This is a genomic window from Sneathiella sp. (assembly GCF_036960985.1).
Lineage (GTDB): Bacteria > Pseudomonadota > Alphaproteobacteria > Sneathiellales > Sneathiellaceae > Sneathiella.
Genome location: NZ_JBALWD010000002.1, coordinates 145,411 through 169,623, shown reverse-complemented (window position 1 = coordinate 169,623; position 24,213 = coordinate 145,411). Strand labels below are relative to the sequence as shown.

Sequence of the window (24,213 nt, the reverse complement as noted above, 5' to 3'; positions counted from 1 at the left end):
CGCTAAAATGATTGATCTTTATACTTGGACAACGCCCAACGGCCGTAAGGTTTCTATTCTGCTCGAAGAGCTTGGTTTAGAGTATACCGTAAAATCCATCAATATTACGGAGGGTGAGCAAAAAGACGAAGGCTTCTTGGAAATTGCTCCTAACGGTAAAATACCAGCAATTTTTGATCATGAGACTGGCGTGAGAATGATGGAATCTGGCGCCATGATGCTCTATTTGGCGAAAAAGGCGGGCAGCAATCTTATTCCGGCCGAAGAAAACGCCTATTGGGAAATGATGGAATGGCTCATGTGGCAGATGGGCGGACTTGGTCCGATGTGCGGCCAAGTTCATCATTTCACCAAATTTAATCCGGGCAAAGCACCCTATGCAGAAGAACGATATCTGAATGAAGCCAAGCGCCTTTACGGCGTCCTCGATCAGCAATTGGCAGATCGTGACTATGTCGCGGGAAGTTACAGTCTCGCGGATATTGCCATCTGGCCGTGGATATCCCGGTTCGAATGGCAGACAATTAACCTCAATGATTACCCTAACGTAAAGGCTTGGTATAATCGAATCGCGAGCCGCCCGGCCGTCCAAAAAGGGTATCACTTGCCTAAATTTACAATGGACATACCGACGGTAGACTAATGGAATATGTTACTCTAGGGCGGACAGGTCTCGAAGTTAGCGTTGCCGGGCTTGGCTGTGGTGGACATAGCCGTTTGGGCATGTCTTACGGAAATTCTGAAGAAAATTCAGTTGCTGTGGTAACAGCCGCGCTGGAGCAAGGCATAAATTTCATTGATACGGCCGCCATTTACGGCACAGAGGAGATTGTTGGCAAGGCGATTGCCGGCAAACGCGCATCGACTGTGATTTCGACGAAACAGCCGGTTGTTGCGCACGGGGAAGATCCCTTATCTTCAAATCTTATCAGTGCGGTCGATTTTAAACGGGAATTTGAAAAATCGCTCACAAGGCTGAAAACGGATTATGTTGATATCCTCCATCTTCATGGTGTTGCGCCAAATCAGTATGCGCGATGTGTGGAAGAACTAGTCCCGGCTCTTCATGATCTGCAAAGGCAGGGAAAAATACGGTTTTTAGGGCTAACAGAACGGTTTATCGTTGATCCGCAGCACCGGATGTTGATGCAGGCGCTTCAAGATGAGTATTGGGATGTGGTGATGGCCGGTTTCAATATGATCAACCCGTCGGCGCGGGATCGGGTGTTTCAGGCAACTCTGGAAAAGAATATTGGTACTTTAATAATGTTCGCTGTTCGTCGTGCGTTAAGTAAGCCACAGGAGCTCGCAGCCCTCGTCGCTGAGCTAGTGAAAGCGGCTGCAGTGGATTCCACCAAAGTCGATGCGGCTGCGGCTTTTGACTTTATTATGGAGAACGGCGATGCAACCTCGGTTGTTGAAGCGGCCTATCGGTTTTGCCGGCACGAGCCGGGTGCCGATGTTGTTCTGACCGGTACCGGAAAGATCCAGCATTTGACAGAAAATATCAGTTCCATCCTTGGCGGATCTTTATCGTCTGAGAATCTTGCTCGACTAGAGGACGTATTTGGTGCGGTGGATTCTGTTTCGGGTAATTGACAAATCCTATTTTTCGGCAATTTTCCTAGGATCCGCCTGCACCTTTAGTTCAGTCAATCGATTGACCAAAAAATCTTTTTCTTTCTGATTTCCAGAAAGGTCAATTGCTTTTTCATAGGCGATGACAGCATTGTCAAATTGCCCGGCGCGCCGAAAAATATCTGCTTTTGCCGCGTAAAAAGGCTGATACTCTATCAATTGGCCAATATTTTCTAGATTGCTCAATGCTCCAAGCGCGCGCTCCGGTCCGAGGGCATAAGATTGAGCTACTATCCCATTTAACAAGATAATTGGGGAGGGTTGGAATTCATAAAGCCTTTCATAAAGCAGTGAAATTTCCTGCCAGTCAGTTGCTTCATGTGTTTTGGCTTCTGCATGTATGGCGCTAATAGCGGCTTGAATTTGGTATGGTCCAGGTGCACCCAGTCGAAGCGCTTGCTTTAGTATTTTGCAGCCGGTTTGGATTTGAGTTTTATGCCATAAGGAGCGATCTTGTGCATTCAGAGGCACCATGGCGCCAACCGCATCCACCCGACCTTGTTTTCTGGCATCATGGAGGAGCATCAGAGCGAGCAACCCCATGATTTCAGGTGTATTTGGCATGAGATGCGCGAGCATCTGTGTCAGGCGAATTGCTTCATCAGTTAAGTCCAGCCGAGATAAATTTTCACCGGTTGTTACAGAAAACCCTTCATTGAAAATCAAGTAGAGAACCGATAATACCGATTGAAGGCGTTCTTCAAGTAAATCTGCTTCCGGTATCTCGTATGGGATGTTGGTGGCGCGAATTTTTCGCTTTGCCCGCACCAGGCGCTGGGCCATGGTTTCTTCTGATACCAGGAATGCCCGGGCGATTTCCGCGGTTGTCAATCCGCCCAAGGTCCGTAAGGTCAATGCAATGCGCGAGGATTCCGCCAGCGCGGGATGGCAGCAGGTAAATACCAGGCGTAATCGTTCGTCTGGGATATGGGCATCTTCTTCTTTTAAACTATCATTTGGATCTGCTCTTTGTTCCAGTTCTAGAAGAAGTTCATATTCAGCGCGTTTGCGTTCGAAATTGCGGTGGCGCCGAATGCGGTCGATCGCCTTGCGGCGCGCTGTCTGTAAAAGCCATGCAAGGGGTGAGCCTGGTATTCCTTTTTCGTTCCAATGTGTCAGTGCGGCGATTACGGCTTCTTGCGTTACATCTTCAGCCAGTTCCAGATCACGTGTATAGCTGACAACAATGGACAAAACGCGCCCCCATTCTTCGCGAACGACTTGTTCGATAACGCGCGCGCTGTTGTCCATTGTCATCTACAATTTTTACTCCGAAACAGAGGTCATATCCCAGATCGGTCGAACCTCAATAGATCCGAACTCAGCCGTGGGTATTTTTGCGGCATAGGATAAGGCTTCATCAAGGTCTTTGCAATTGAGCAAGTAGTATCCGCCGAGCTGCTCCTTCGTCTCTGCAAAGGGGCCATCGGTGATTTCTGTTTTGCCATTACGAACACGCACAGTGGTCGCCGTTTCAATTCCCTGCAAGGGCTCACCGCCTTCCATGACGTTGTTATCGCGGGCCTCTGCTGTCATTGTCTGGTAGCCCGTCATAAGCTTTCCAAATTCCGGCGTTCCATACTCGGGTCCGGCGCCTTGGGCGCTGTAAATCATAAGTAAATATTGCATCTGTCTTCTCCTTTGAAAATAAATCGGTGCTTTAGGCGGCTTGTCCATAAAAGGCATGAACGTCTTGATAAAAAGCTTGTGGTATTAACGCCTCACGCCAGACACTGAGGTGAGGATACATCGACAGGTCGATTTTCAGGGCGTCGACCGGATCGATAGTGGCGAGCAGATTGATATCGGCAATTGTCATCCTGTCCCCGGCGATAAACTTAGATTGCGACAACTGTCGATCAACCACAGGCAAAAAACGATCCAAAAACTCCACTCCGGCTTTTGCTGACGCGTCGTCAACGGGAAGGCCGAGTTGCGGCGCGAGCAGGCGGTTAAAGACAATTCGACTGAACGCCATATAAATATGGACAGACACGAAGGAGCACCATTGATCGACAGTTGCCTGTTCTATGATATCCTCTGGATACATACTCGACCCCGCTTTCTTGCAAAGATACTTCATAATAGCCGTACTTTCAAAAAGCGTAAGATCACCGTCTTCGATGGCCGGCATTTTCCCGGCTGGATGGCGTTGTAAGTGATCCGGTGCCCGATGCTCGCCTTCCGGCGCATTGAGCTCGATGTAGTCGTAGGGAATTTTAAGGGCGTTCGCGACCATCCGTACGGCGTTTGTGGGTTGCGACAATCCAAAACCGTAAATTTTCAACATGAAACCTCTCCGTCTTGAGTTATTAGATATTTTCTCCGCGAAAATGGCATAAGCCGGTATGCGGGATATCTATAAGACGAACGGCTGGACCGCTAATCGACAAACGGAGAGACTATTTTTTCAGTTTTTTGTTATTAGGCAGTTATTTCAGCTGTCACGTGCCGTTAAAAAGGCCTGCCTTCCCACTTTTGCCCATGTTTTTGACAAAGCCATGGCCTGACGATAAGACGACAGAATTTCCTCAGCAAGCGGATCGCCCCAGACAAATTTCTCCAATATGCCGGGCGTCAGCGATTTTGCTTTTGCCATGATATCTGACGGAAACTCGCGAACCTGAGCTTTCTTGTCATCGATCAGGGCCGCTAACGCCCGGGCATTTTCCCAATCAGATTCTGAAAGCGCGTAGGCATTTTCAGCTTCGCAGGCATTTTGGACGATCGCCTGCAAATCCGGGCTGAGTGCTTCAAATGCAGATTTGTTGACAAGGCATTCTGCAGTGCCATTGGGCTTGTTGAATGTCGGCCAGTAATAATAGGGGGCAGCTTTGTAGAAGCCAAAAGCCCGGTCGCTCCAAGGGCCTAAAAACTCGGCTGCATCGACAACGCCGCTTCGTAGTCCAGAATAGATTTCACCGGGCGGTAATAAAACCGCAGTTGCTCCCATCTGTTTATAAATTTCTCCGCCAAGACCGGCACTTCTGATTTTAAGCCCTTGGAGATCTTTCAAAGAGGTAATCTCTTTTTTGAACCAGCCGCCCATCTGTATTCCGGTATTTCCGGCCATGAAGGGCTTAATATCAAAAGGGGCGTACAGTTTATCCCAGAGGGCCTGTCCGCCGCCCTGATTTACCCAGGCAATATGCTCTGCAGATGTAAGGCCAAAGGGAACTGTTGTAAAAAACACGCTTGCCCTTGCTTTGCCCTGCCAAAAGAAAGAAGCCGTATGACCAAGTTCAGCGACCCCTTCACCCACGGCCCCAAAAACTTCTAATGGTGGCACAAGTTCCCCCGCGCCATAGAGCTTGACGCTAAGTTTTCCGTCGCTCATCGCGGTGATGCGGTCCGCCAGTCTTTGCGCAGTTGTTCCAACACCAGGCGCGCCCTTTGGCCAGGAGGTGACCATTTTCCACTGCAAAGCTTCCGTGCTTCGTGCCGGTGAACTGATCAATGTCGCAGCGGCGGCCGGCGCAGCGATACTTGCTGTTTTCAGAAGGTTGCGCCGGGATATGCGAGTGCTCATTTTGGGGATCCTTCGGTTGAGGAAGATTGGCTGGTAAAATATACTTCGTCGAGAATTGTTGCGGCAAACGCGCCAGGTCCGGGTGCTTTTCGGGCAGCATTTTCGCCCGATTTGCCTAAAATATAGAGGCCGGATACAACGGCGTCGAAATAGTCGGCGTCAGTAACCACCGCGCAAAATGCGGCGATGGCCGCAGTTCCAGCGCAACCGATACCGGTGACCCGGCTCATAAGGTCATGACCAACCCGAAGCTCGGATTCCCGGTGACCATCGGTGACAAAATCTATAGCGCCGGTCACGGCGACGATCGATTGGCTGCTTTGGGCCAATGATTTCGGATCCGAGCCCAACGCCGCGATTTCCCCGGCATTTCCCCGAATAATAGCTGGTGCTTGCCCAATCAGCTCTTGTGCGTAGGCCAATCGCGCCGGGGCTCTGTCAATGAGAACCGGATCCAGTATCCAAGGGATATTATTGTTCTTCGCAGAAGTAATGGCGGCTTGGATAGCGTCTTTTCGTCCCGGATCCAATGTGCCAAGATTGATGAGCAGCGCTTGGGAGCGGGCCGTAAAATCGGCTACTTCCGTTATATCCGATGACATTGAAGGAATAGCGCCGATGGCCAATAGCATATTGGCTGTCAGACTTTGGACGACTGTATTTGTCAGGCAATGTACAGCGGGCCGCTGGCCCTGTATCAAGCTGAGATGGTGTCGTGCCAATTCTTCGTTCATATCCCGCTCCACCATAAGATGTTGGCGGAAGGTTAGCGAACATGGATTACCCGAAACGAAGATGAACCTGCCCTCAAATCCCTACGCCGGTTCTAACCAGATCAGGTTCTACGGGTCAGCTTCTTTCGCTTCTCAGCCCTTTGGGCGCCCCGATGAGTTGGCGGCTATATTAGGGTGAATTCCGGGATTTGCAACGACAAATTTTACCTAGAAAACAACGAAAATCCCGTTATACGCGATTGTATTGGGACAACACTCTTTTCCGTATGCTAAAATGCCAGAAAAGAAACCCCTCAACGATCGGATCTTGGCCGTGAACGCCCAAAAATTACGCTTTACCTTTTTGAATTTTGGTCATTTTGTCGACCATTTATTCATGCTAATATTCGCCAAGGCAGCCTTCAGTGCCGGCCTGTCCTTTGGCTTGGCAAAGGATGGCGCTTACGCCGAAATGATCCCATATGGCATTCCGTCGCTTGTTCTGTTTGGGGCTTGCGCTCCTTTGGCGGCGCATTTGGCCGATAAATGGCAACGAAATGGCATGATTGCGGTGTTTTTTATTGGTATTGGGGTCTCGGCTATTGCCACCAGTTTTGCGCAGACCCCCTTGCAAATGGCCTTTGGCTTGGCGGCCATCGGCATTTTTGCAGCGATTTACCACCCGGTTGGCATTGCCATGATCATCCAAGGCGGCGGAAAAATTGGCTGGCGCCTTGGCACCAACGGTGTGTGGGGTAACATGGGTGTTGCGGCCGCCCCACTTTTGACCGGCTTCATCCTCGCCGATTATAACTGGCAGCTGGCCTTCATTGTTCCGGGCGTGCTGGCCATTGTCACGGGTGTTGGTTTTATTGTCTTCGTCCGGCGGGGCCGTGTTCGGCCGCCGGTATCGTCTGCATCCGAAAAGGCGATGGTTGGATTTACGCCCGGCTGGCCGCGGGCTCTGCTTGCCATAGCTCTCGTCACGTCGGCGGGTGGTTTTGTCTTCGGGACCATGACATTTGTCATCCCGCGGATGTTTGAAGTCAGTATGCCCGAATTAACCGTGAATGTCGCAACAACAGGCTTGCTAGCGGCGTTGGTTTATGCGATCGCGGCCTTTGCCCAGCTTGTTGTCGGACGTCTGATTGATCGCCATGATATCCGGACCGTCCTGCTGGTTGTCGCTGTTGCTCAGCCGTTGCTGATCGGGTTGATGTCCATGCAAACCAATTTGGCCTTGTTTTTCTCGGCTTTAGCGGCGATGGCGTTCGTCTTTGGCCAAATTCCCATTACGGATGCCGTGATATCCCGATATGTACCTGACTTATGGCGCGCAAAAATCCTGTCGGTAAAACTGCTTTTGAATTTGGTCATTGGGGCGCTCGCTCTTTTGGTCGCCCGTTATATCCTCGAATCCGGAGAAGGTTTCGATAGAGTCATGGTTGTTGCCGCATTAACGGCCTGTTGTATAACCGGTGCCGCCTTATTATTACCGGCGCAGCGTATTATCGACGAAAATCTTTCTGGCACACCGGCAGAGTGATTTTTTGAATGCTCAAGGCAGGTCTCTTTACCTTCCATGTTACCGATTATAGCGCGGGCGTAGATTATTGCCTGATCGCAATAGGTGTGTAATAGTAGCTAAAAAAGGATCTGAAAATGGGTGTTTTACAAACCATTCGACCAAAAAACCTTCTGGCTCCCCCGGTGAAGCTCGACGCCGCGTTTGAGAATCCGGGCGCAGTTATGGATCTCTTGAAAAAAGGCAGCCCGTATAAAACTCTTTCTGCCGTTCACAGGAATGTCGGGGAAACATCAGCCGGCTGGTTTCGAAATTTCTGGGCCCTCGGCGGAAAAGTTGTGATGGAGGGGGCGGAGCCGTTTTTCAACAACGAAAGATTTATCGAGGCCGCAAAAACCTCCTTTCAGGCCGAGGTTATTCGGCCCGTCGCCATGATGACAAACTTGAACTTGCCAGCGCCATCATCCCCCTGCCATCAGGATCTCCCGTTTTTTCGCGGTGTCACCAACCGAGAAGTGCCGAGCTGGATGTTGGCGCCCATGGGGTATTCAGGATTGTTTCATGACTGGGCGATCCCGGTCGCCTCGGCCATAACCTGGTTTTACGATGGTGAGGGCGGCGATTTTGAGTATTGGCCCAATGGCCTCAACGAACCTTCGGTGACGGAACGGCCTCCGTTCTCCAACACCTGCGTGCTGGCAGATAATGAATATATGTATCATCGGGTGGGCGGTGTAGGCAGCCCCGAGGAATACAGCGATTATGAGACTATCGGATATGATGCCACGTTGGAGCTGACACAGGATGACAAGTGGCAGGTAATGGAAGATGGGAAACGCCTTGCATCGTTTCCGTTTGATAAGGTTCGCTTGTCCATTTTGTGGAAAGCCTATTGCTTTGAGACAGCCGAGATGGCCGCCTCATATGACAATCACAGCTATGATCTCGATACGAAGTTGATTACAGATATTTTTTGCAATGACCTTGAAGACCGCGGCATTACCTGTTCCCGCCCGACGGATTTCGCGACGGATGCGGACTGGAAAGAAACAATTACGACAATTTATGCACCGCCATCAGCAGACTAGGGCCGTTAGCCGTATCCGTCTAAAGCCGGTCGTTCACGCCCTTTATTCTGGTTTGCCGGGGATAACGTCGAGAAATTCAGCCATGGCGTTGCCTGCTGCCACCAGTCCGCCAAGGTGATTGGTCACCTCAATATCGAACATCACCCAGAACCCTTTATCGGTTTGTTTTTTCTGGGTCAGGGTGGCCGTGGCCGTGATGGTATGACCCAGTTGCACGGGTTTTAGCCAACGGGTTTCCAGCCGCCGGTGAAATCCGCCTTTTGGCAAGAGCCAGTCTGTCAAGGTACGGGATATGAGGGCAAAATTTTGCATCCCATGCATGATGACCCCGTCAAAACTGGTTTTTCCGAAAGTATTTTCCATGTATTTATCATCGAAATGCAACGGATTGTAATCAAGAGAAGCGTCGGCGAAAGCCTGAATGGTCTCGCGGGTCACAGTAAAGGCGCGCCCGGTAATAACTTCTCCGGTTTGGATTTGGTCGTATTGGTGCTGTGCAGTCATGGATCGGATCCCTCTTTAGGTTAATTGGGCCGAATTGTTTGACCGCGACCGGTACAAACAACTTGTCCATGTTGGTTGGTGAAGGTGTTTTCATGTACGGCAAACAACCGATCCTTCTTGATAAACCGATCGAGGGCCGTTCCGCGCATGGTAATCGTGTCTCCGGGTCTGATGGGAATATGGTACGACCAATTCTGGCCGGCATTTATGGTGCCGGGCGACCGCATCCAATCCTCGGTCGTGGTACAGGCAAACATCAGAAGGATGTGGATTGAGGGTGGGGCAATAATGCCGCCATACGGGGTTGTTTTCGCATAAGCTTCGTCAAAGTAAATGGGATTATCTTCGCCAACACCATCCGCATATCGGGCGATGACTTCTTTGGTGAGGGTAACGGGGCGCGTATCGCGCAGCTCTCCGGGGATGATTTGATCCCAGGTTTTTCGTTTTTCGACATCTTTCCAGAAATCGGTTTCAAAATTATCTAGGTCAAGAATTGTCATACTAAGCCTCTCTTTTGGCGGTTATGTGACGCCATGACGCCACCTCGCTCTTGTTTCTTCAGGCGGCGGATTGCAGTCGGAACGTGACCCCGCAGCAATCAAAACTATTGTCTGTCACAGGACAGTCCAGTTCTTTCGCGGTTTTTAGAACCTGGGATCGATTTTTGACAGTCATGTTGATGGTTGTCAGCAATTCCTGCGGACTATTTGTATTCTGGCGGAAGGTGAGGACACCGTAGTCAAGTTTGATATCCTGAATGCCGGCTTCACCGGACTGCAGGTGTTTATCACAAAGCGTTGCCCATAATTCCGCTCTCATAGCTGCTTTCGGGCTACAGAACTCTATCCCCAGAATATCGGAAGTAACATCAGTGCTCAGATGGTCTTGCCAGTTATCCCCGGCCCATTCATAGCGACCAAGTCGATCGTCTCCACCATAATGGTGATCAAACTCCACCATGGTGGCACCTGTTTGCTTCGGGTTCAGTTGCAACAAATCTGCTTTTTCGTTGTATCTTTCGAAGATAGGGTCGACGCCCGCTGCCCCAGCAAGGGCCTTATGTTTGGCAACATCGCTGCAATCAAATATTGCCATATAGCCGCCGCGCCCCTGGTTTTTTGCTAGAAATCGGTGAACAGTGGTTTTTTCTGTAACCGGCGCCACAACCTCCAGAAAGGTCCCATTGATGGCGAACATGATATTTTCGAGGCCAAAATTTTCAAGCTGAGAGCGATGGCAGACATCCAGGCCGAGAAGACGGGACAAGTCATGTTCGGCTTGTTTGATATCGGTTGTGGCAAGGCAGATCTGTCTCAGCCTTACATAATCTGGTGGTGTCATTTTCCCTCCCCGTCGGGCTGCCGGTTTCTTATTTTTGACGACCGTGTGAAAACAGTATTTCAAAATACAGGCGGAAGGTAAAGGGCAGGTTGGATAAATCTTGGCGACACGGAGAAAACGGACGTTATTGTCGGGAAGAGCAAGCGGCGCGTCAGCGCCGCTTATCGATAGTAACGCGCTTTCGACAAATCCGCTCCGTGATCAGCAATGGCAGTTATTTCCGACCGGTGGATGCCGATACCCCGCAGCATGTGATCGTTCATGCCGGAAAATTCAGCAACTGATTTATGGTATTCCCATTTATGACGGGCTGACTTGCAAGCGCTCAACATTTCTTCGGCGGCACGTATTAAAACGATGACGGCCATTTTGCCGATTGAGGCTGTCTGAGTTTCTGTATGGTCTATGTATGCGAATGTCATGTCCAATTTCCTTCCGTTTATCGCCAAATCGAGGGTGTAGTTTTTCTACAGTCTCTTTTTCTCTGATGATTAGAATATGAAGGTCGTTGGTTTCAACAGCATGTCTGGTTTTCTGGTTTAATGTTTCAATTGTTACGTTGCCGCTTCAATCGAGTAATTATTCGAGCCGTTCGAGCAATTTGACCCAGGTTTTGGCTCTTGGTTCCAACGAAGAGATCAGGATAAATTCATCCAGCGTATGGGCGCCAGCCCCGTCCGCTCCCATCCCATCCAAGGTGGGAACGCCCATGGCTCCGGTAAAATTACCGTCGGAACAGCCGCCGGTCATGGTGGTGTATTGCAAGTCGAGACCATGCTCGAGACTGGCGTTGCGGGCAATATCGAACAAGGCGGCGGTTGCATCGTTCATCTCAAAAGGCGGACGGTTCATGCCGCCGCCCACTGTTAAAGTTACGTCCGGGTCATACGCCGTCAATCCATGCATGACGGCGACCATCTCTTCTCCGTCTTGCACGGTTGTGACGCGCATATCAACGTTGATGTGGCATTCTCTGGGAACGACATTGGTTCCCGTACCCCCTTCGATTAACCCCACATTGAGGGAGATGCCGCGCTCATAATCGGTCATCGCCTCAATATCGAGGATTTGGCGGGCCATTTCCTTGATGGCGCTGCGCCCGTCTTCATGTTTGGCGCCGGCATGCGCTGGTACGCCCGTGGTTTTTAGCTGAAAATTACCCCAGCCTTTACGGGCCACGACAATCTTGCCGCCGTCCCGGGCGGGTTCGGTTACCAGTACATATTTGGCTTTGGCGGCTTCTTCTTCAATATATTTGCGACTATACGGGCTACCAACCTCTTCTTCGGGCACAAACATGAAGGTTACCGGTAATTTCGGGCTGTTGCCCTGCCGTAAAAGATGGCGATAGGCGTAATAGGCCAGATACGCCCCGGCTTTCATATCATATATTCCGGGACCATAAAGCTTGTCCGCTTCGCGTCGTATAGGATTGTCACCTTCTTTGGTGCCGAGTGGGTGTACGGTATCGATATGGCTCAGGATCAGGATACCGGGTATGTCTTGGTCTGGATGAGGGGCGCGGGCCCTGATAAGATCTCCCCAACCTTCTTCCCCCGCAGTTCGTTCCACAGTGAGGCCAGCTGAAAGACATTGAGCTTCAACAAGTTTCGCCATTTCATTGACGGCCATTTTGTCTGTAGAGGGGCTCTCAATTTCGACCCATTCAAGAATTCCTTCGACAATTTCTTCAGGATCGATGAGCGGTTGATTTTTTTGATGGTTATCCATTGTTTAATTTAGTTCCCTTGTCAGATCCATGAGGGCGTATTTTCCAGTATTTCGGGGGAGAAATAAAGGGGAACAATCCTCTAATTATTTCGAGAAATAATACTTTATGCCTATGAGTGTTACTCAAAAAAGGTTAGTAACATAGCCCGATGATGTTAGGCTTGTTTATGAATATTACCGATAATAAAGTGAATTTTTGTGGTTCAAATGACTCGAATGTTGTGCGGTACGCCTGAATATGTTTTTTAACCCAATTATTAAATCGGCCTGAAATTATGGCACAAAGACTTCCAGCACCCATAGGTCGACTGAGCCAGGCAATGATTGTGCTTGGGATTTGTGCTGCCATTGTCGTCGGTTTTATCAATGCTCGGCATCTTCTTGTTCTCAGGCAAGTAGAAGACCAATTGCTGTCCGCAAAATTTATGCTGCGCGGCCCAATTCCTGCGGATCGAAGTATCGAAATTGTTCTTTTGGAAGAAGATCGGCTGAAGACACCTGACGAGATTTTGACAAACGTCACCCTGGCGATTGAGTATCTGACAGAGAATGAAGCAAGTGTAATTGTTTTTGATCATACATTGATGGATCACCTCACAGTCGGAAAGATCGCTGAAAACGAGTCGGTGTTATCCAAAGCATTGATTACCGCCTTGTCCCGGTCTGACCGCATTCTTGTCCCGTATAAATTCACGCTGAATTCGGGAGACCGAACTGATATCCCCGAGGCCATCAGTGAAACAGCCTATCGCGTCTATCGGTTCCGCGATGATATGGCGCCGAAATTGCCCCTCAATCCACAAGCTGTCGTGGCGCCACCCCGACAAATTCTTTCGGTGTCGATACCAGGCCATGAAACTCACATTGATGATGGAACGATGTATCGGCAATTTGCCTATCCGGTCATCGGCTATAAGGGGGAGTATTTACCGTCTCTTGCGATTGAAGCGGCCACGACCTTTATGAATATAGCTTCTAGCGATGTCAGTGTTTTCTTTGGATCTAGTTTACAAATTGGCAGCAACTATATTCCAACAGATTCGACCATGCAAATGGCTTTGAATTACAGGGGTCCAGTGGGAAGCTATCGATATCGCACCCTCTCGGAGCTTCTTGACGTGCCGGAGTCAAAAAATAACTTCGAAATTGTGCTGCTTGGCGCGGTTACGACGGATCAACAGGCGACGTCCGTGACCCCATTTGATTCAACATTGCCAAATATCGAAGTCCTTGCAACGTCCATTGATAATTTGCTGAGCGTTGATCCGCTGGACCGGTCACAACAGGTAATAATCCTCGATATCGTCCTGATCGCAATTCTTGGGGTATTTTTTGCTCTTTTCGCAACTTTGCGAAGCGGGATCGTCGTCTTAACATTGGGTTTGCTTATGGGCGCGTTAATTACAGCGCTAAATTTCAAAGCCTTTACGCTGATTAATATATGGCTCAATCTGACCTTTCCACTGGGGACGGTCCTTTTATGCACTGCGTATCTGTTTTACGCGAAGAACGTATCAAACAGGCGATCACGGGCGATCGAAGAAGCAGAGAAAAATGATACCACTAAATACGCGGCCCCCTGGATAGCAGAGCGGGTGCGCAAGGCTAAGAATGTTATCGCCGCTGAAGAAGCCGCAGCAGAAGAAGAGGCGGCTCTGGCAAAAGCAATGGAGACGCAATCCGCTGAAGAAGAACTGGTGCTCACTGACATGGTGCCTGTTATAGAAGAAGATGTCACGGATATGGAGGAAGGCGAGGCCTTAGAGGCCGTGCAAGAGGAAATCTCTGCTGCAGAACAGTCAGATGTAATCGACGAGCCGCTATTTCTTGAAAAACCAACAGGGGCAGACAGCCTTTCACGCTCAGAAATGAGTGAAGTTGAACTGGCCAGCCCAATCGACTCGGTCATTCGGGCTTTTGAAAAGATTGCCGCAATCGACGACGAAGAACTCGCGTCTAATGAAGGAAGAGAAGGCGATGACGTTGCAGTTGTAGAAATTGCGGAAGAGGTTGTCGACGAGACAGGCGGCGAAAGCCCCACAATATTTGAAACTTCAGAAGAACTAGAAGATGACCTAATTCCGGAGTTGATGCCTGTTACGAAAACCTCTTCACCGACAGCGCCTCCTGCACAAGAAGATACAGTTGAAGCTGGGGAAGTACCTAAAAAAGCAGATCTTGCAGCCTATCATTTCGACGTGGCGTTACTTTTTGTTGATTTGACCGGGTACGAAGCGGCAAATAGCATCTTAGGGCCGACGCGACTGGCGCAGATACGGCATTCCCTGCAAGGTATCGTCGAGGTGACCGTTTCCAGGCATGCGGGATATGCGGACAGTTTTGGCGGCGACGGGGTCATTGCAATCTTTGGATTGCCGGACGCGGATAAGAATGACAGCCTTAATGCGTTGCGGTGCGCCCGCGAGCTAACAGAAGAAATTTCCAAATGGCACAGTCACCAAGAATTACCGCAAGAGGTGGTGCTTAAATTTGGTATTGGTATGCATTACGGTCAGCTTTCGATCGACGACAGCGCCGCGTCCGGCGATCAGCAATTGAGTATTACGGGCGAGGCTATTTCGGTCGTAAATCAGCTTGAAAAAATGTCGATTTCCCACGCAAAAGCTGTGATAGCCTCTGATGCAATTGTGGACGAAATACTGACGGTCGGAACAGCGAATGAGCTGTTAAACGGATTTAGGCCACTTCCGCTGCAGGATGTTCAATCAAATGGAAGTCGGCAAAGAGTATGGCAATGGGACGGTCCTGAGGCCAAGCCATCTTCGTAATTATACAGGGATAAACCGTCTTAATTTTCCTGTTTCTTTATGGCGCTGAACAGCCTCCACAAAATTTACAATGATTTCCGGGGCGGACATTCCAAGGGCAATCAAAGCTGTTTCTATATCGGATTTCAGGAGCATTTGATCAACAATGCCGGCACATACCACGGATATTACGGCGCCAGTTTTCGTTTGTTGAATTTGGTATTCTTCAATATGGGGATGTTGCCCTAAAGGGGTGCGAAAGACCAGCGGGTGAATTTTGATGTCTCCATCGTAAATAAACGCGTCGTCGGCGCGGCCTCTGACTTCTTCAATGAGTGGAAATACAGAACCGCAGCTACACAACTCCTTACCCGTAATGGCGATATCTGAAACTTCATACCGGATCATGGGCAGGCTTGTTCCAAAAAGCGAAGTCGCAAGTATTTTATCAATTTTGTCAGGATCGTCCGTTGGCTGGTTATCATGATCGACGAACTCACAAATCACCATATCGTCGGTCATATGCATGCCTTGATGCGCGTCGCATTCAACGCCAATGAGGCCGACTTCAACGCAGCCCCACATGTTATTAATATCGACTCCCCAGGCTTTCTTCGCTGCCGCCCGGGCTTCAGGAAGCAAGGGTTCGGAATTAGATGTGACACGGTGCGGTGAAATTTTTAGATTTCCGGCAACGGCTTCGATGGCCAACTCCTGTACAGCGGATGAAAAACCATTGATTTGCGTTGGCTGAGCTGCGTTTAGCTGGGCGATCAGCTCTTTCATAGGTGTTGAGGCCGGGAACCAATCGACGCGCGTATCCGGATCCGGGCTAACCGAAAAAACAAAAGGGCTGCCATGAACAGTTTCTCCGGCTTCAACGACAGCCAATAAGCGATCTCCTGTCAGGGTTTCGGTGGGTTCGTCGCGCATTTGGTATCGAAAAGTTGAGCAGGCAATCTCAATAAATTCTTCCCATCCCCAGATGAAGACACCGCGCGATCCCGTCGAACCTCCGGTAGCAAAAATTTCATAGTCATCCAAATAGTAGTAGGGGGCATCAGGATCTCGTAATTTCCGGGTGATATGGTTATTGGCACCTTCTAGGGTTAGCCGATTGTCGGTGACGATTTGATCCCAATTTTCCATAACATCTGCTTTGGTCATGATGGGGAGAGACGTTAAATCCGCCTCTGTAAAAGTCTCAATCTCTATGCCCGTCAATCGCTCCGTGTGCCAGGGTGACTTTTCAACAGCATGCCGCAGAAGGGATCGCAGTTTTTCCTGCCGCTCCTGTTTGAGCGTTTCCGCGGACCAGGACAGTCGGGCAAGATGCTCCGGCAAACGTTTGGCAATGGCATCTAGATGTCGCTGACGTTTTTCGCCACTCAACCGGAATCTATGTGACATGTCACTCCCCCTATTAGATCTGTTTGAAGATGGTATATCTAAGTCATGCGATGGGCAACGCATCGATGACAGGAGGATAAACGCAGGTTCGGTGTGGGTTTATCGAACAGCGTCAGGATGGGCTTTTTGAAAGGCTTCTATCTTGGCGCATCGTTGGCCGATTGCCGATATTCTCCTTAACGGCGCGATATCAAAACCCCAACGGTCTGCATTATAAATTTGTGGCATCAGACAAATGTCCGCAAGGGTCGGGTAATCGCCAAAGCAGAAAAGTCCGGGACCGGCATCGTTGATTAACTGCTCGAGGGCTGTCATTCCTTTTTCGATAAAATGCTTCATCCAGTCCTCTTTCAGATGATCGTTCTCTACAGCGCGACCCGCCACATAATTGACCACATTGAGGTTGCAAACGGGATGAATATCCATGGCGACAACATGGGCAAGAGCGCGAACAATTTGCCTCGCCTCCGGGGTTTCGCCGAGGAGGGGCGGAGCTGGGTAAAGCTCATCAAGATACTCGATGATGGAAAGGGATTGCGTTAGGGTTTTGCCCTTCATTATCAATGCCGGGACATAACCTTGTGGATTATGGCTGAGTAATTTCTCGCCGGCGGCAAGATCCACGACGTTGGATTGGTACGCAAGCTGCTTTAAGTTCAAGGCAATGCGCACCCGATAACTGGCCGAGGAGCGCCAGTAGTCATACAGAACAATATCGCTCATGGGTCTTTTCCCGCATTATGGCGTCACGGCGCCTTTAAGTATTTTTTTAAGGATGTCAAAATCTCCGACTTCATTGGCAAGGAGAAGAACCAGCCGGGCATTCAAGGCGGTAGACTCGTCATCGCTGAGATTCTCATGGGCCTTGAGCAGCAGTTCGTAGAAATCGTCCCGATGTTCTTGAAGGTTGTCTTCGCCAATTTCCTTTTGTGTCATTGAGTGGCCTTCAGGGGTTCAATTGCTTGCGCCCGTTGTAAAGCCGGTAACAGCTTTTCTGGCTCCCTTAATTCGAAGCAGGCAGCAATATGTTGGTCGGGCCGGATTAAATAGGCCAAATCAGCACCATATTGTTGCGCAACATTTCCAGTGCAGTCATACAAACCAGCAACGGTGGTATCCGTCCTTATGTGAAGATGGCGCACCCCGTCCAGAGTGAGGTTTCTTGTCGATCCACCAATTGTTAGAAGCACGAACTCACCTCCCAGATGATTGAGCAACCAGCTTTTTTCGCCGCCTTGTTCTAGTTCTGCATCCGGGCAAGACGTACCGGGTGTCAGGCCGCGGGCCAGGGTTGAAGTCGTTTGAAGCGAAAGCCCGGCAAGAGAGCAGGGCACGGAAAGCCGGCCGGAGTTCACCAAAGTTCGGGCAAACGGATAATCTTTCGCTAGATTCAGGATCTCGTTGCGAAAAATGCGCTCCATATTTGATTTCGGCGTCATGAAATTTGTCGCACGCGAGGAGTTTTTGATGTTTTCCTGTGCGCCGATGCTCCGTTCCTCATGATAGCTGTCGAGCAGGCTTGGATCCGCCTGACCGTGGAGGGTGGCCGCAAGCTTCCAGCCGAGGTTGTCGACGTCTTGAATACCGCCATTTCCACCGCGGGCACCAAACGGTGACACTGTATGAGCACTGTCCCCAATGAAGATCACCCTGCCATGGACAAATTGATCTAGCTTTGCACATGTAAAGCTATAAACACTTACCCAATCCAACTTGAAAGGGCGCTCGCCGACAATTGCCTTGATCCGGGGAATGACCTTTTCAGGCTTACTTTCTTCGGTCGGGTCCGCATCCGGCCCCAATTGCAAATCGATGCGGTAGATATTGTCCGGTTGTTTATGGAGCAACGAAGACTGCCCCGAATGAAACGGAGGTTCGAACCAGAACCAGCGTTCATGAGTGTCCTCGTCGTCGAAGGGGCTCTCGGCCATTTCCACGTCGGCGATCAGGAAGCGTTCCTCGAAATGATGCCCTTTGAATGCCAGGCCCATTCTTTCGCGAATGCCCGATTTTGCACCATCGCAAGCCAGCACGTAATCGGCCAACAGGTCATAGGTTCCGTCAGGCGTTTCTACCTGCAAGGTCACGTAATCGGCCTCAATGTTTTCGCCGATGACTTTGCTCAGCCAACGCATCTCGATAAGGCCTGGAAATTCGGCTGCCCGCTCTACCAGATATTGTTCGACATAATATTGCTGAAGATTGATAAACGCCGGCATCTTGTGCCCGGCATTAGGCAGCAAATCAAAATTATAAACCTCATTTTCCCCATGAAACAATCGACCGACTTTCCAGGTTACGCCTTTTTCCAGCATCCTGTCCGCCACACCCAGTCGGTCAAATATCTCAAGGGTCCGCTTTGCCCAGCAAATGGCGCGGGATCCGACGGAGACCACATTGTTATCGTCGAGAACAACAGTCCTTATCCCCTGCATGGCTAAATCAATGGCCATGGAAAGGCCTATGGGGCCCGCGCCAATGATCGCCACAGGATGACGATCGGATACCTTGTGATCAAGTTCGGGTGGGGGAGTGAACGGATACCGTATTCCCTGATAGTGCGGCATGGATTTATCCCTGCAGTGAAGCCCACATTTCTTTATCGCGTTCAGCCGTCCATATTCTTGGCGTGTCGATGCCTCTTGCTTCGTCATAGGCACGGGCTACATTGAACGGCAGGCAATGCTCGTAGATCGCATAGTCTGCAAATTTCGGATCGCATTCTGCGCGAACAGCCTCCCAGGCCTCTTTCAAGGATCCGCCGCGAGCAGCAACAGCCGCCGCAGGTCGGTAAGTGCTTTCGACAAAATCACGGGTGTTGGTCAATGCTGCGGTAACTAACTCATCACCAACCAGCGCGGCACCGCGCCCTGGAACAATGGATTTTGGTTTGAACGCCGCGATGGCATCCAGTGTGTTGCCCCAATCGCCAAAATGGCCATCGCCGCAATAGCAGGCCGAGTGGTACTCAACGACATCGCCGGAGAATAATACCTCTGCATCTGGGACATAAGTTACCACGTCACCGGCCGTATGGGCGCGGCCTAGATGCATCAGATCAACACGCCGTTTGCCAAGATAAACAGTCATTCGGTCAGAGAAAGTATGGGTCGGCCAGGTCAGGCCTGGAATGTCCTCATACCCTTCAAAGAGTCGGGGAAATCGTTCAAACTCACTATCCCAATCTTCTTGACCGCGTTCCGCGACCATGGCACGGCATTTATCCGATGCAATGATTTGCTCAGCGCCGTAAGCCGACGCGCCTAGAACGCGAACGGCATGATAATGGGATAGCACGACAAACTTTACGGGTTTATCTGTGACAGTGCGGATTTTCTCCAAAACCATATTCGCCATGCGGGGCGTTGCCTGCGTATCGATGACCATTACACTGTCATCACCAATGATGACGCCGGTGTTGGGATCACCTTCGGCTGTAAACGCCCAAAGGTCTTTTCCAATTTCTGTAAATGAAATGGTTTTTTCTTCCATATCGCCCTGTGAGGCAAATGCCTTTGTCATGCTGTGTCCTTTTCCCTAATTCGTTTTTGACGGCGCGTATTTTTCAACGGTTTGTTGAATGGCGCCGAAGATGGAGTTGCCTGCGGCATCGAGCATTTCGATGCGGACTGTATCGCCAAATTTCATGAAAGGTGTGATGGGTGCGCCTGTTTCGATGGTTTCGATCATTCGAATCTCAGCGATGCAGGCATACCCTGCGCCACCTTCAGAGATGGCTTTCCCCGGACCTTCCTCTAGTTTGTTCGAAACTGTCCCTGATCCAATGATCGTACCGGCACATAGCGGCCGCGTTTTCGCCGCATGGCGGATGAGTTCTGCGAAGTTGAAGGTCATATCAATACCAGCGTTGGCTTTTCCAAACGGCGACCCGTTATAGTCCACCAACAGCGGCAATGTGAGTTTGCTGTCCTGCCAATTTGGCCCAAGTTCATCTGGCGTCACGGCGACAGGTGAAAAAGCACTGGAAGGTTTGGCGTGAAAAAAGCCGAAACCCTTGCCGAGTTCCGCAGGTATTAATCCGCGAAGAGAGACATCATTGGCGATCATAATCAAACGAACGGATGCCGCCGCTTGATCCAGATCGGCACCCATGGGCACATCATCGATAATAACGGCAATTTCGCCTTCCATGTCGATACCATATGCTTCATCTGCAATTGCTATAGGGTCATGCGGAGCTAGAAAGTTGTCGGACCCGCCTTGATACATTAATGGATCCGTCCAGAAGGACGCGGGCATTTCAGCTTTGCGGGCTTTACGCACCAGTTCGACGTGATTGACGTATGCCGATCCGTCCGCCCATTGAAAAGCGCGTGGTAGGGGAGAATGCGCGTTTTCCTCACGATAAGGCTCACCCATATTGGCATTGCTATTGAGTTCCCGAGCCGCCTGTGCAAGCAATGGCGCTTTTGCCTTCCAATTATCAAGGGCAGTTTGCAAAGTTCGCGCAATCTCCGGAACGGCGCGGCATCGGCTCAAATCCGTCGTCACGACCACGAGTTTGCCGTCTCGTGAGTCGTTTTTTAAACTTGCGAGTTTCATTTCTTTCCTTCTTTTGTCCCGTCGAACCGTTTTTCCAAACCAGCCCAACAATCAATGTAATTTGTCTGCAGTGTTTCAAGGTTGGCCGCAAATGCTGTCACTTGTTGGGGCAGGCGGGTTTCAAACATGAACGCCAAAGTATTTTCCAGTTTTTGCGGTGTCAGGTCGGCCGTTGCCGCCTTGAGAAAACCTTCGGCATCGGGCCCGTGCGGCAGCATCATACTATGCAAGCTCATGCCACCGGGAAAAAACCCCTCTTCTTTGGCATCATATTGGCCGTAAATAAGCCCCATGAACTCGCTCATAATATTGCGATGATACCAGGGTGGTCTAAAGGTGTTTTCCGCGACCATCCATCTTGCCGGAAAGATTGCAAAGTCGACATTAGCGGTTCCCGGCTCATTTGAGGGCGCTGTTAAAACCGTAAAGATTGAAGGATCCGGATGATCAAACAAAATGGCGCCGACGGGACAGAAATGGCGCAAGTCGTACTTTACGGGCGCAAAATTGCCGTGCCAGGCCACCACGTCCAAAGGTGAATGGCCGATATCTGTTTGATAGAATTTCCCGCCCCATTTGACATGCACTGAGCAAGGCGTATCCTTTTCTTCAAAAGCCGCGACAGGGCTCAGAAAATCCCGTGGATTTGCGAGGCCATTGGCGCCAATCGGACCGCGCTCCGGTAGTGTAAAACGGGCACCGTAATTTTCACAAATATACCCGCGGGCAACAACGTCAACGCAGTCAACCTTAAACATCACGCCGCGGGGAATGATGCAGATTTCCGCGGGCTCAACGTCGAGACATCCAAGTTCAGTCTGGATTTTCAGCCTGCCTTGCTCCGGGACAACGAGCATCTCTCCGTCAGCGTTAAAGAAATAATCATCCGTCATGCTGTCATTGAACGCATAGGTATGGGCGGCCATGCCGGATTGCGCCCGGACATCTCCTGCAGTTGTCATTGTCTTTATGCCTGCGAGGAAGTTCGTCTTTGTCTCAGGCAGAGAAATCGGGTTCCAACGAAACTGGCCGATTGGCAAATCGTGATCGTCCATAGACGGCGGAGATAACCAGTTCGGGTAGGATATCGGTGTGAAATGTGCTGTATGACGCACAGAAGGTCGAATGCGGTATAGCCAGGAACGGGCGTTTGTCGCGCGCGGCGCCGTAAATGCGGTGCCCGATATTTGCTCTGCGTAAAGACCATAGGCACAGTTTTGAGGACTATTTTGACCTTTCGGCAATGCCTCTGGCAGGGCTTCGGTTTCCATTTCGTTACCAAAGCCAGACATATAACTGAGTGTCATGCTCATAATCCTTATTGATCTTTACGCGACCCATTGGTATCATATGTAACAGTTGTAAATGTAACTATCAAGGAATTTTTCACTATGAGTCTTGTTCTCGAGCAGTTTTTGCCTTATCGGCTCAACCGGCTGGCCGACAGCTTGAGTAAAAATGCCAGTCAGGCTTATAAATTAGAGTTCGGACTTAGCAGGTCCGAATGGCGGGCATTTGCGCTCCTTGGGCAAAAAAGCACAATGACCGCCACAGAAATCGCGCATTTTTCAACTATGGATAAGACAAAGGTCAGCAGAGCGCTTTACGCTCTTGAAAAAAGAAGTTGGTTGATCCGCCGTCAGGACGATAAGGACCGCCGACTGGAACATATAGCGCTGACCACCTTTGGACAGCAGGCTTATGAAAAGCTTGTCCCAAAAATGCTAAAAATCGAAACGGACATGATTGCAAAATTGGGCGATGCAAATTTCGCCGCCCTCAAACAAGGGCTCGATGCCCTTGAAAGCCTCTTTGCCGATGAGGCTATGGTACAAATTTCAGATTAGGAACACTCAACGCGTCCAAACAACAGGAAAAAGATCACTATCCAAGGGCCCACCTGCCGGAATCATCGGATCGCGCAGCATTTTCTGAAGATTTGGCCGTGGATTATAAGTAACATCGTGACCGGTCCAGCGCTGGATATAGGCGCGACGTCGAACATTCTTCAATTTGTTGGGTTGGGCGCCATGTAACAAAAGCCCATGATGGATTGTACAATCTCCCGGTTCGAGCTCGAAGGAAACGATGTCATAGTCCGCTCGGTTATTTTCAATATCCGGTACTTCCGGCAGTTCTTCTTCATATGTCTGACTTGGGTCAAAACTGATGGCGAGATATTTTTGGTTCCAGCGGTGTGATCCACGCACATATTCTACGGCACCGCTATCATATGTTACGGGATCAAGCGCTAGCCACAACGTCGACACTTGTTCTCCTGCAACCGGCCAGTAGGTGTAATCCTGATGCCAGGCCGTCGGCGTTGATGTGTCTGGCTCCTTCACCAAAATCTGATCAAACAGCAAATTCACTTTGTCAGCTTTCATCAAGGAGGCTGCAATCAACGGTGCTGGAGAATTGAAGACAGCATCCCGAAATCCGTCCAAATGGTGGCTCACAAAAGTATCCCCGAAGAAAAACCCCGTTGAGTCTTTTTCATCAATACCTTTCACCATGCCTGAAGGATTGGCAATATCTTCGTCTACTAGCTCCTGAATCCGCATGACCCAATTTTTGTCGAAGAAGTTCCTCAGGCAAATAACCCCATCTTTTTGAAAGGCCGCAATCTCGCCATCCGTAATTTCTCTGTGCAGTGGATTATTCATTATTTATGCTCCAGAATAGAATTGACTAATGTGTCTATGCTAAACCTAATTGAACTTTTAAGGAATGCAAATTGTCCCCGCCAAAATTTGATTCTCCAGCGGCAGAGTATTTCAGGCAGAATTATTTATGGCCTGAAGAGAAAGTCGTTTGGGGCGGACAGCCAGGGCGAGGCCGCGTTCTACAATTTAATGCGTGGTTCTGTGTGGTGGGTTGCTTTTTGTGTTTCTTTCTATTCATGATATGGCGATCAATTCCGGACTATGGGGATATAAGACTTCCAGAGGCTTTGCTTGTTTTCGGTTCTCTCTGGTTGGCGCTGACGCCGATCCGTTATTTGTGGCGGGCATCGCGCACCGCATATATTGTGACCGATCAACGGGCGGTTATTCTGGAAAAAGGCCTCCGGGTTCGTGAGACAATTTTTTATCCTGCGGATATTACCGATTACAAACTTATCCGTCGAAGTGGCGATCGAGGTGATATTCAACTTCGGATCAGCAAGAACCGCGCATCCAATCCCTATCAGGAAGACAAACAAAAGTGGGTTCCGGGTAATTTAGGTACCATGGTATCTTTTTCCAGCTCGTCGCCGTTTTTGTCATACAATGATGGCTTCTGGGGGGTGGAACATATCGCAGAAGGTGCATTGGCACTGAATGAGCTTCGGCAAATAGCCGAACGGGATCAAAAGAACCATCAGAGATGAAAGTATCTTGACCTATTTATTACTAAA

25 protein-coding genes and 1 riboswitch are annotated in these 24,213 nt (G+C 49.9%); of the genes, 7 read left to right on the top strand and 18 right to left on the bottom strand.

Annotation, left to right across the window (positions count from 1 at the left end; all coding sequences use genetic code 11):
• Positions 1-7: 7 nt before the first annotated feature.
• Both V7723_RS01910 and V7723_RS01905 read left to right on the top strand, forming a co-directional pair.
• The gene (locus V7723_RS01910) at positions 8-643 is read left to right on the top strand and encodes a glutathione S-transferase family protein (RefSeq protein WP_335682726.1); all 636 of its coding nucleotides are present in this window, start codon (positions 8-10) and stop codon (positions 641-643) included.
• Positions 643-1,599 carry an aldo/keto reductase gene (locus V7723_RS01905; protein ID WP_335682725.1) on the top strand — a complete coding sequence of 319 codons (957 nt, stop codon included), beginning with the start codon at positions 643-645 and terminating at the stop codon, positions 1,597-1,599. Before V7723_RS01910 ends, V7723_RS01905 begins: the two co-directional genes overlap by 1 nt.
• Before the next feature lie 6 nt (positions 1,600-1,605).
• On the opposite strand, the gene V7723_RS01900 is transcribed toward V7723_RS01905, so the two are convergent.
• The 5 genes from V7723_RS01900 to V7723_RS01880 form a co-directional block, all read right to left on the bottom strand.
• Complete coding sequence (locus V7723_RS01900; protein WP_335682724.1) at positions 1,606-2,895, bottom strand: RNA polymerase sigma factor; 1,290 nt, start codon at positions 2,893-2,895, stop codon at positions 1,606-1,608.
• Between the two features lie 9 nt (positions 2,896-2,904).
• Positions 2,905-3,267 (bottom strand): YciI family protein, encoded by a 363-nt coding sequence (locus V7723_RS01895; RefSeq protein WP_335682723.1) that lies wholly within the window; start codon positions 3,265-3,267, stop codon positions 2,905-2,907.
• Positions 3,268-3,298: 31 nt separating this feature from the next.
• A complete protein-coding gene (locus tag V7723_RS01890; RefSeq protein WP_335682722.1) occupies positions 3,299-3,928 on the bottom strand; it encodes a glutathione S-transferase family protein in 630 nt (209 codons plus the stop codon).
• Between the two features lie 147 nt (positions 3,929-4,075).
• Complete coding sequence (locus tag V7723_RS01885) at positions 4,076-5,167, bottom strand: TRAP transporter substrate-binding protein (RefSeq protein WP_335682721.1); 1,092 nt, start codon at positions 5,165-5,167, stop codon at positions 4,076-4,078.
• Positions 5,164-5,901 carry a hydroxyethylthiazole kinase gene (locus tag V7723_RS01880; protein WP_335682720.1) on the bottom strand — a complete coding sequence of 246 codons (738 nt, stop codon included), beginning with the start codon at positions 5,899-5,901 and terminating at the stop codon, positions 5,164-5,166. Before V7723_RS01880 ends, V7723_RS01885 begins: the two co-directional genes overlap by 4 nt.
• 60 nt (positions 5,902-5,961) lie before the next feature.
• Positions 5,962-6,063: riboswitch (TPP riboswitch) on the bottom strand.
• 112 nt (positions 6,064-6,175) lie between these two features.
• Here V7723_RS01880 and V7723_RS01875 point away from each other — a divergent pair.
• Both V7723_RS01875 and V7723_RS01870 read left to right on the top strand, forming a co-directional pair.
• Entirely contained in the window at positions 6,176-7,426 is a 1,251-nt protein-coding gene (locus tag V7723_RS01875) for an MFS transporter (protein WP_335682719.1), read from the top strand.
• Positions 7,427-7,542: 116 nt separating this feature from the next.
• Positions 7,543-8,493: a hypothetical protein gene (locus tag V7723_RS01870; RefSeq protein WP_335682718.1), complete on the top strand. Its 951-nt coding sequence runs from the start codon at positions 7,543-7,545 to the stop codon at positions 8,491-8,493.
• 42 nt (positions 8,494-8,535) lie between these two features.
• On the opposite strand, the gene V7723_RS01865 is transcribed toward V7723_RS01870, so the two are convergent.
• The 5 genes from V7723_RS01865 to V7723_RS01845 form a co-directional block, all read right to left on the bottom strand.
• Positions 8,536-8,997 (bottom strand): MaoC family dehydratase, encoded by a 462-nt coding sequence (locus V7723_RS01865; RefSeq protein ID WP_335682717.1) that lies wholly within the window; start codon positions 8,995-8,997, stop codon positions 8,536-8,538.
• Positions 8,998-9,017: 20 nt separating this feature from the next.
• Positions 9,018-9,500 (bottom strand): MaoC family dehydratase, encoded by a 483-nt coding sequence (locus V7723_RS01860; protein WP_335682716.1) that lies wholly within the window; start codon positions 9,498-9,500, stop codon positions 9,018-9,020.
• Between the two features lie 58 nt (positions 9,501-9,558).
• Positions 9,559-10,341, bottom strand: a complete 783-nt coding sequence (locus tag V7723_RS01855) for a VOC family protein (RefSeq protein WP_335682715.1) — start codon at positions 10,339-10,341, stop codon at positions 9,559-9,561.
• A gap of 161 nt (positions 10,342-10,502) precedes the next feature.
• Entirely contained in the window at positions 10,503-10,763 is a 261-nt protein-coding gene (locus V7723_RS01850; protein ID WP_335682714.1) for a DUF1127 domain-containing protein, read from the bottom strand.
• A 157-nt stretch (positions 10,764-10,920) separates the two neighbouring features.
• Positions 10,921-12,072 carry a M20 family metallopeptidase gene (locus V7723_RS01845; protein ID WP_335682713.1) on the bottom strand — a complete coding sequence of 384 codons (1,152 nt, stop codon included), beginning with the start codon at positions 12,070-12,072 and terminating at the stop codon, positions 10,921-10,923.
• Between the two features lie 275 nt (positions 12,073-12,347).
• On the opposite strand from V7723_RS01845, the gene V7723_RS01840 reads away from it, so the two are divergent.
• Entirely contained in the window at positions 12,348-14,861 is a 2,514-nt protein-coding gene (locus tag V7723_RS01840; RefSeq protein WP_335682712.1) for an adenylate/guanylate cyclase domain-containing protein, read from the top strand.
• On the opposite strand, the gene V7723_RS01835 is transcribed toward V7723_RS01840, so the two are convergent.
• The 7 genes from V7723_RS01835 to hmgA all read right to left on the bottom strand — a co-directional run bounded on the left by V7723_RS01835 (position 14,862) and on the right by hmgA (position 22,120).
• Positions 14,862-16,250: a phenylacetate--CoA ligase family protein gene (locus tag V7723_RS01835; protein WP_335682711.1), complete on the bottom strand. Its 1,389-nt coding sequence runs from the start codon at positions 16,248-16,250 to the stop codon at positions 14,862-14,864. It lies immediately after the preceding gene.
• Between the two features lie 99 nt (positions 16,251-16,349).
• Positions 16,350-16,973, bottom strand: coding sequence for a maleylacetoacetate isomerase (gene maiA, locus V7723_RS01830; RefSeq protein WP_335682710.1), 624 nt, complete (start codon positions 16,971-16,973; stop codon positions 16,350-16,352).
• 15 nt (positions 16,974-16,988) lie between these two features.
• Entirely contained in the window at positions 16,989-17,186 is a 198-nt protein-coding gene (locus V7723_RS01825; RefSeq protein ID WP_335682709.1) for a DUF2783 domain-containing protein, read from the bottom strand.
• Entirely contained in the window at positions 17,183-18,817 is a 1,635-nt protein-coding gene (locus V7723_RS01820; RefSeq protein WP_335682708.1) for an FAD-dependent oxidoreductase, read from the bottom strand. Before V7723_RS01820 ends, V7723_RS01825 begins: the two co-directional genes overlap by 4 nt.
• Before the next feature lie 4 nt (positions 18,818-18,821).
• Positions 18,822-19,772 (bottom strand): MBL fold metallo-hydrolase, encoded by a 951-nt coding sequence (locus tag V7723_RS01815; RefSeq protein WP_335682707.1) that lies wholly within the window; start codon positions 19,770-19,772, stop codon positions 18,822-18,824.
• Between the two features lie 15 nt (positions 19,773-19,787).
• Positions 19,788-20,813, bottom strand: a complete 1,026-nt coding sequence (locus tag V7723_RS01810) for a fumarylacetoacetate hydrolase family protein (RefSeq protein ID WP_335682706.1) — start codon at positions 20,811-20,813, stop codon at positions 19,788-19,790.
• Complete coding sequence (gene hmgA / locus V7723_RS01805; protein WP_335682705.1) at positions 20,810-22,120, bottom strand: homogentisate 1,2-dioxygenase; 1,311 nt, start codon at positions 22,118-22,120, stop codon at positions 20,810-20,812. The genes V7723_RS01810 and hmgA overlap by 4 nt, the downstream gene beginning before the upstream one ends.
• Before the next feature lie 84 nt (positions 22,121-22,204).
• Between hmgA and V7723_RS01800 the strand changes: the two genes are divergently transcribed.
• Positions 22,205-22,660, top strand: a complete 456-nt coding sequence (locus V7723_RS01800) for a MarR family winged helix-turn-helix transcriptional regulator (protein WP_335682704.1) — start codon at positions 22,205-22,207, stop codon at positions 22,658-22,660.
• A 6-nt stretch (positions 22,661-22,666) separates the two neighbouring features.
• On the opposite strand, the gene V7723_RS01795 is transcribed toward V7723_RS01800, so the two are convergent.
• Entirely contained in the window at positions 22,667-23,479 is an 813-nt protein-coding gene (locus V7723_RS01795; protein ID WP_335682703.1) for a phytanoyl-CoA dioxygenase family protein, read from the bottom strand.
• 71 nt (positions 23,480-23,550) lie between these two features.
• On the opposite strand from V7723_RS01795, the gene V7723_RS01790 reads away from it, so the two are divergent.
• Entirely contained in the window at positions 23,551-24,186 is a 636-nt protein-coding gene (locus V7723_RS01790; RefSeq protein WP_335682702.1) for a hypothetical protein, read from the top strand.
• Positions 24,187-24,213: the final 27 nt, after the last annotated feature.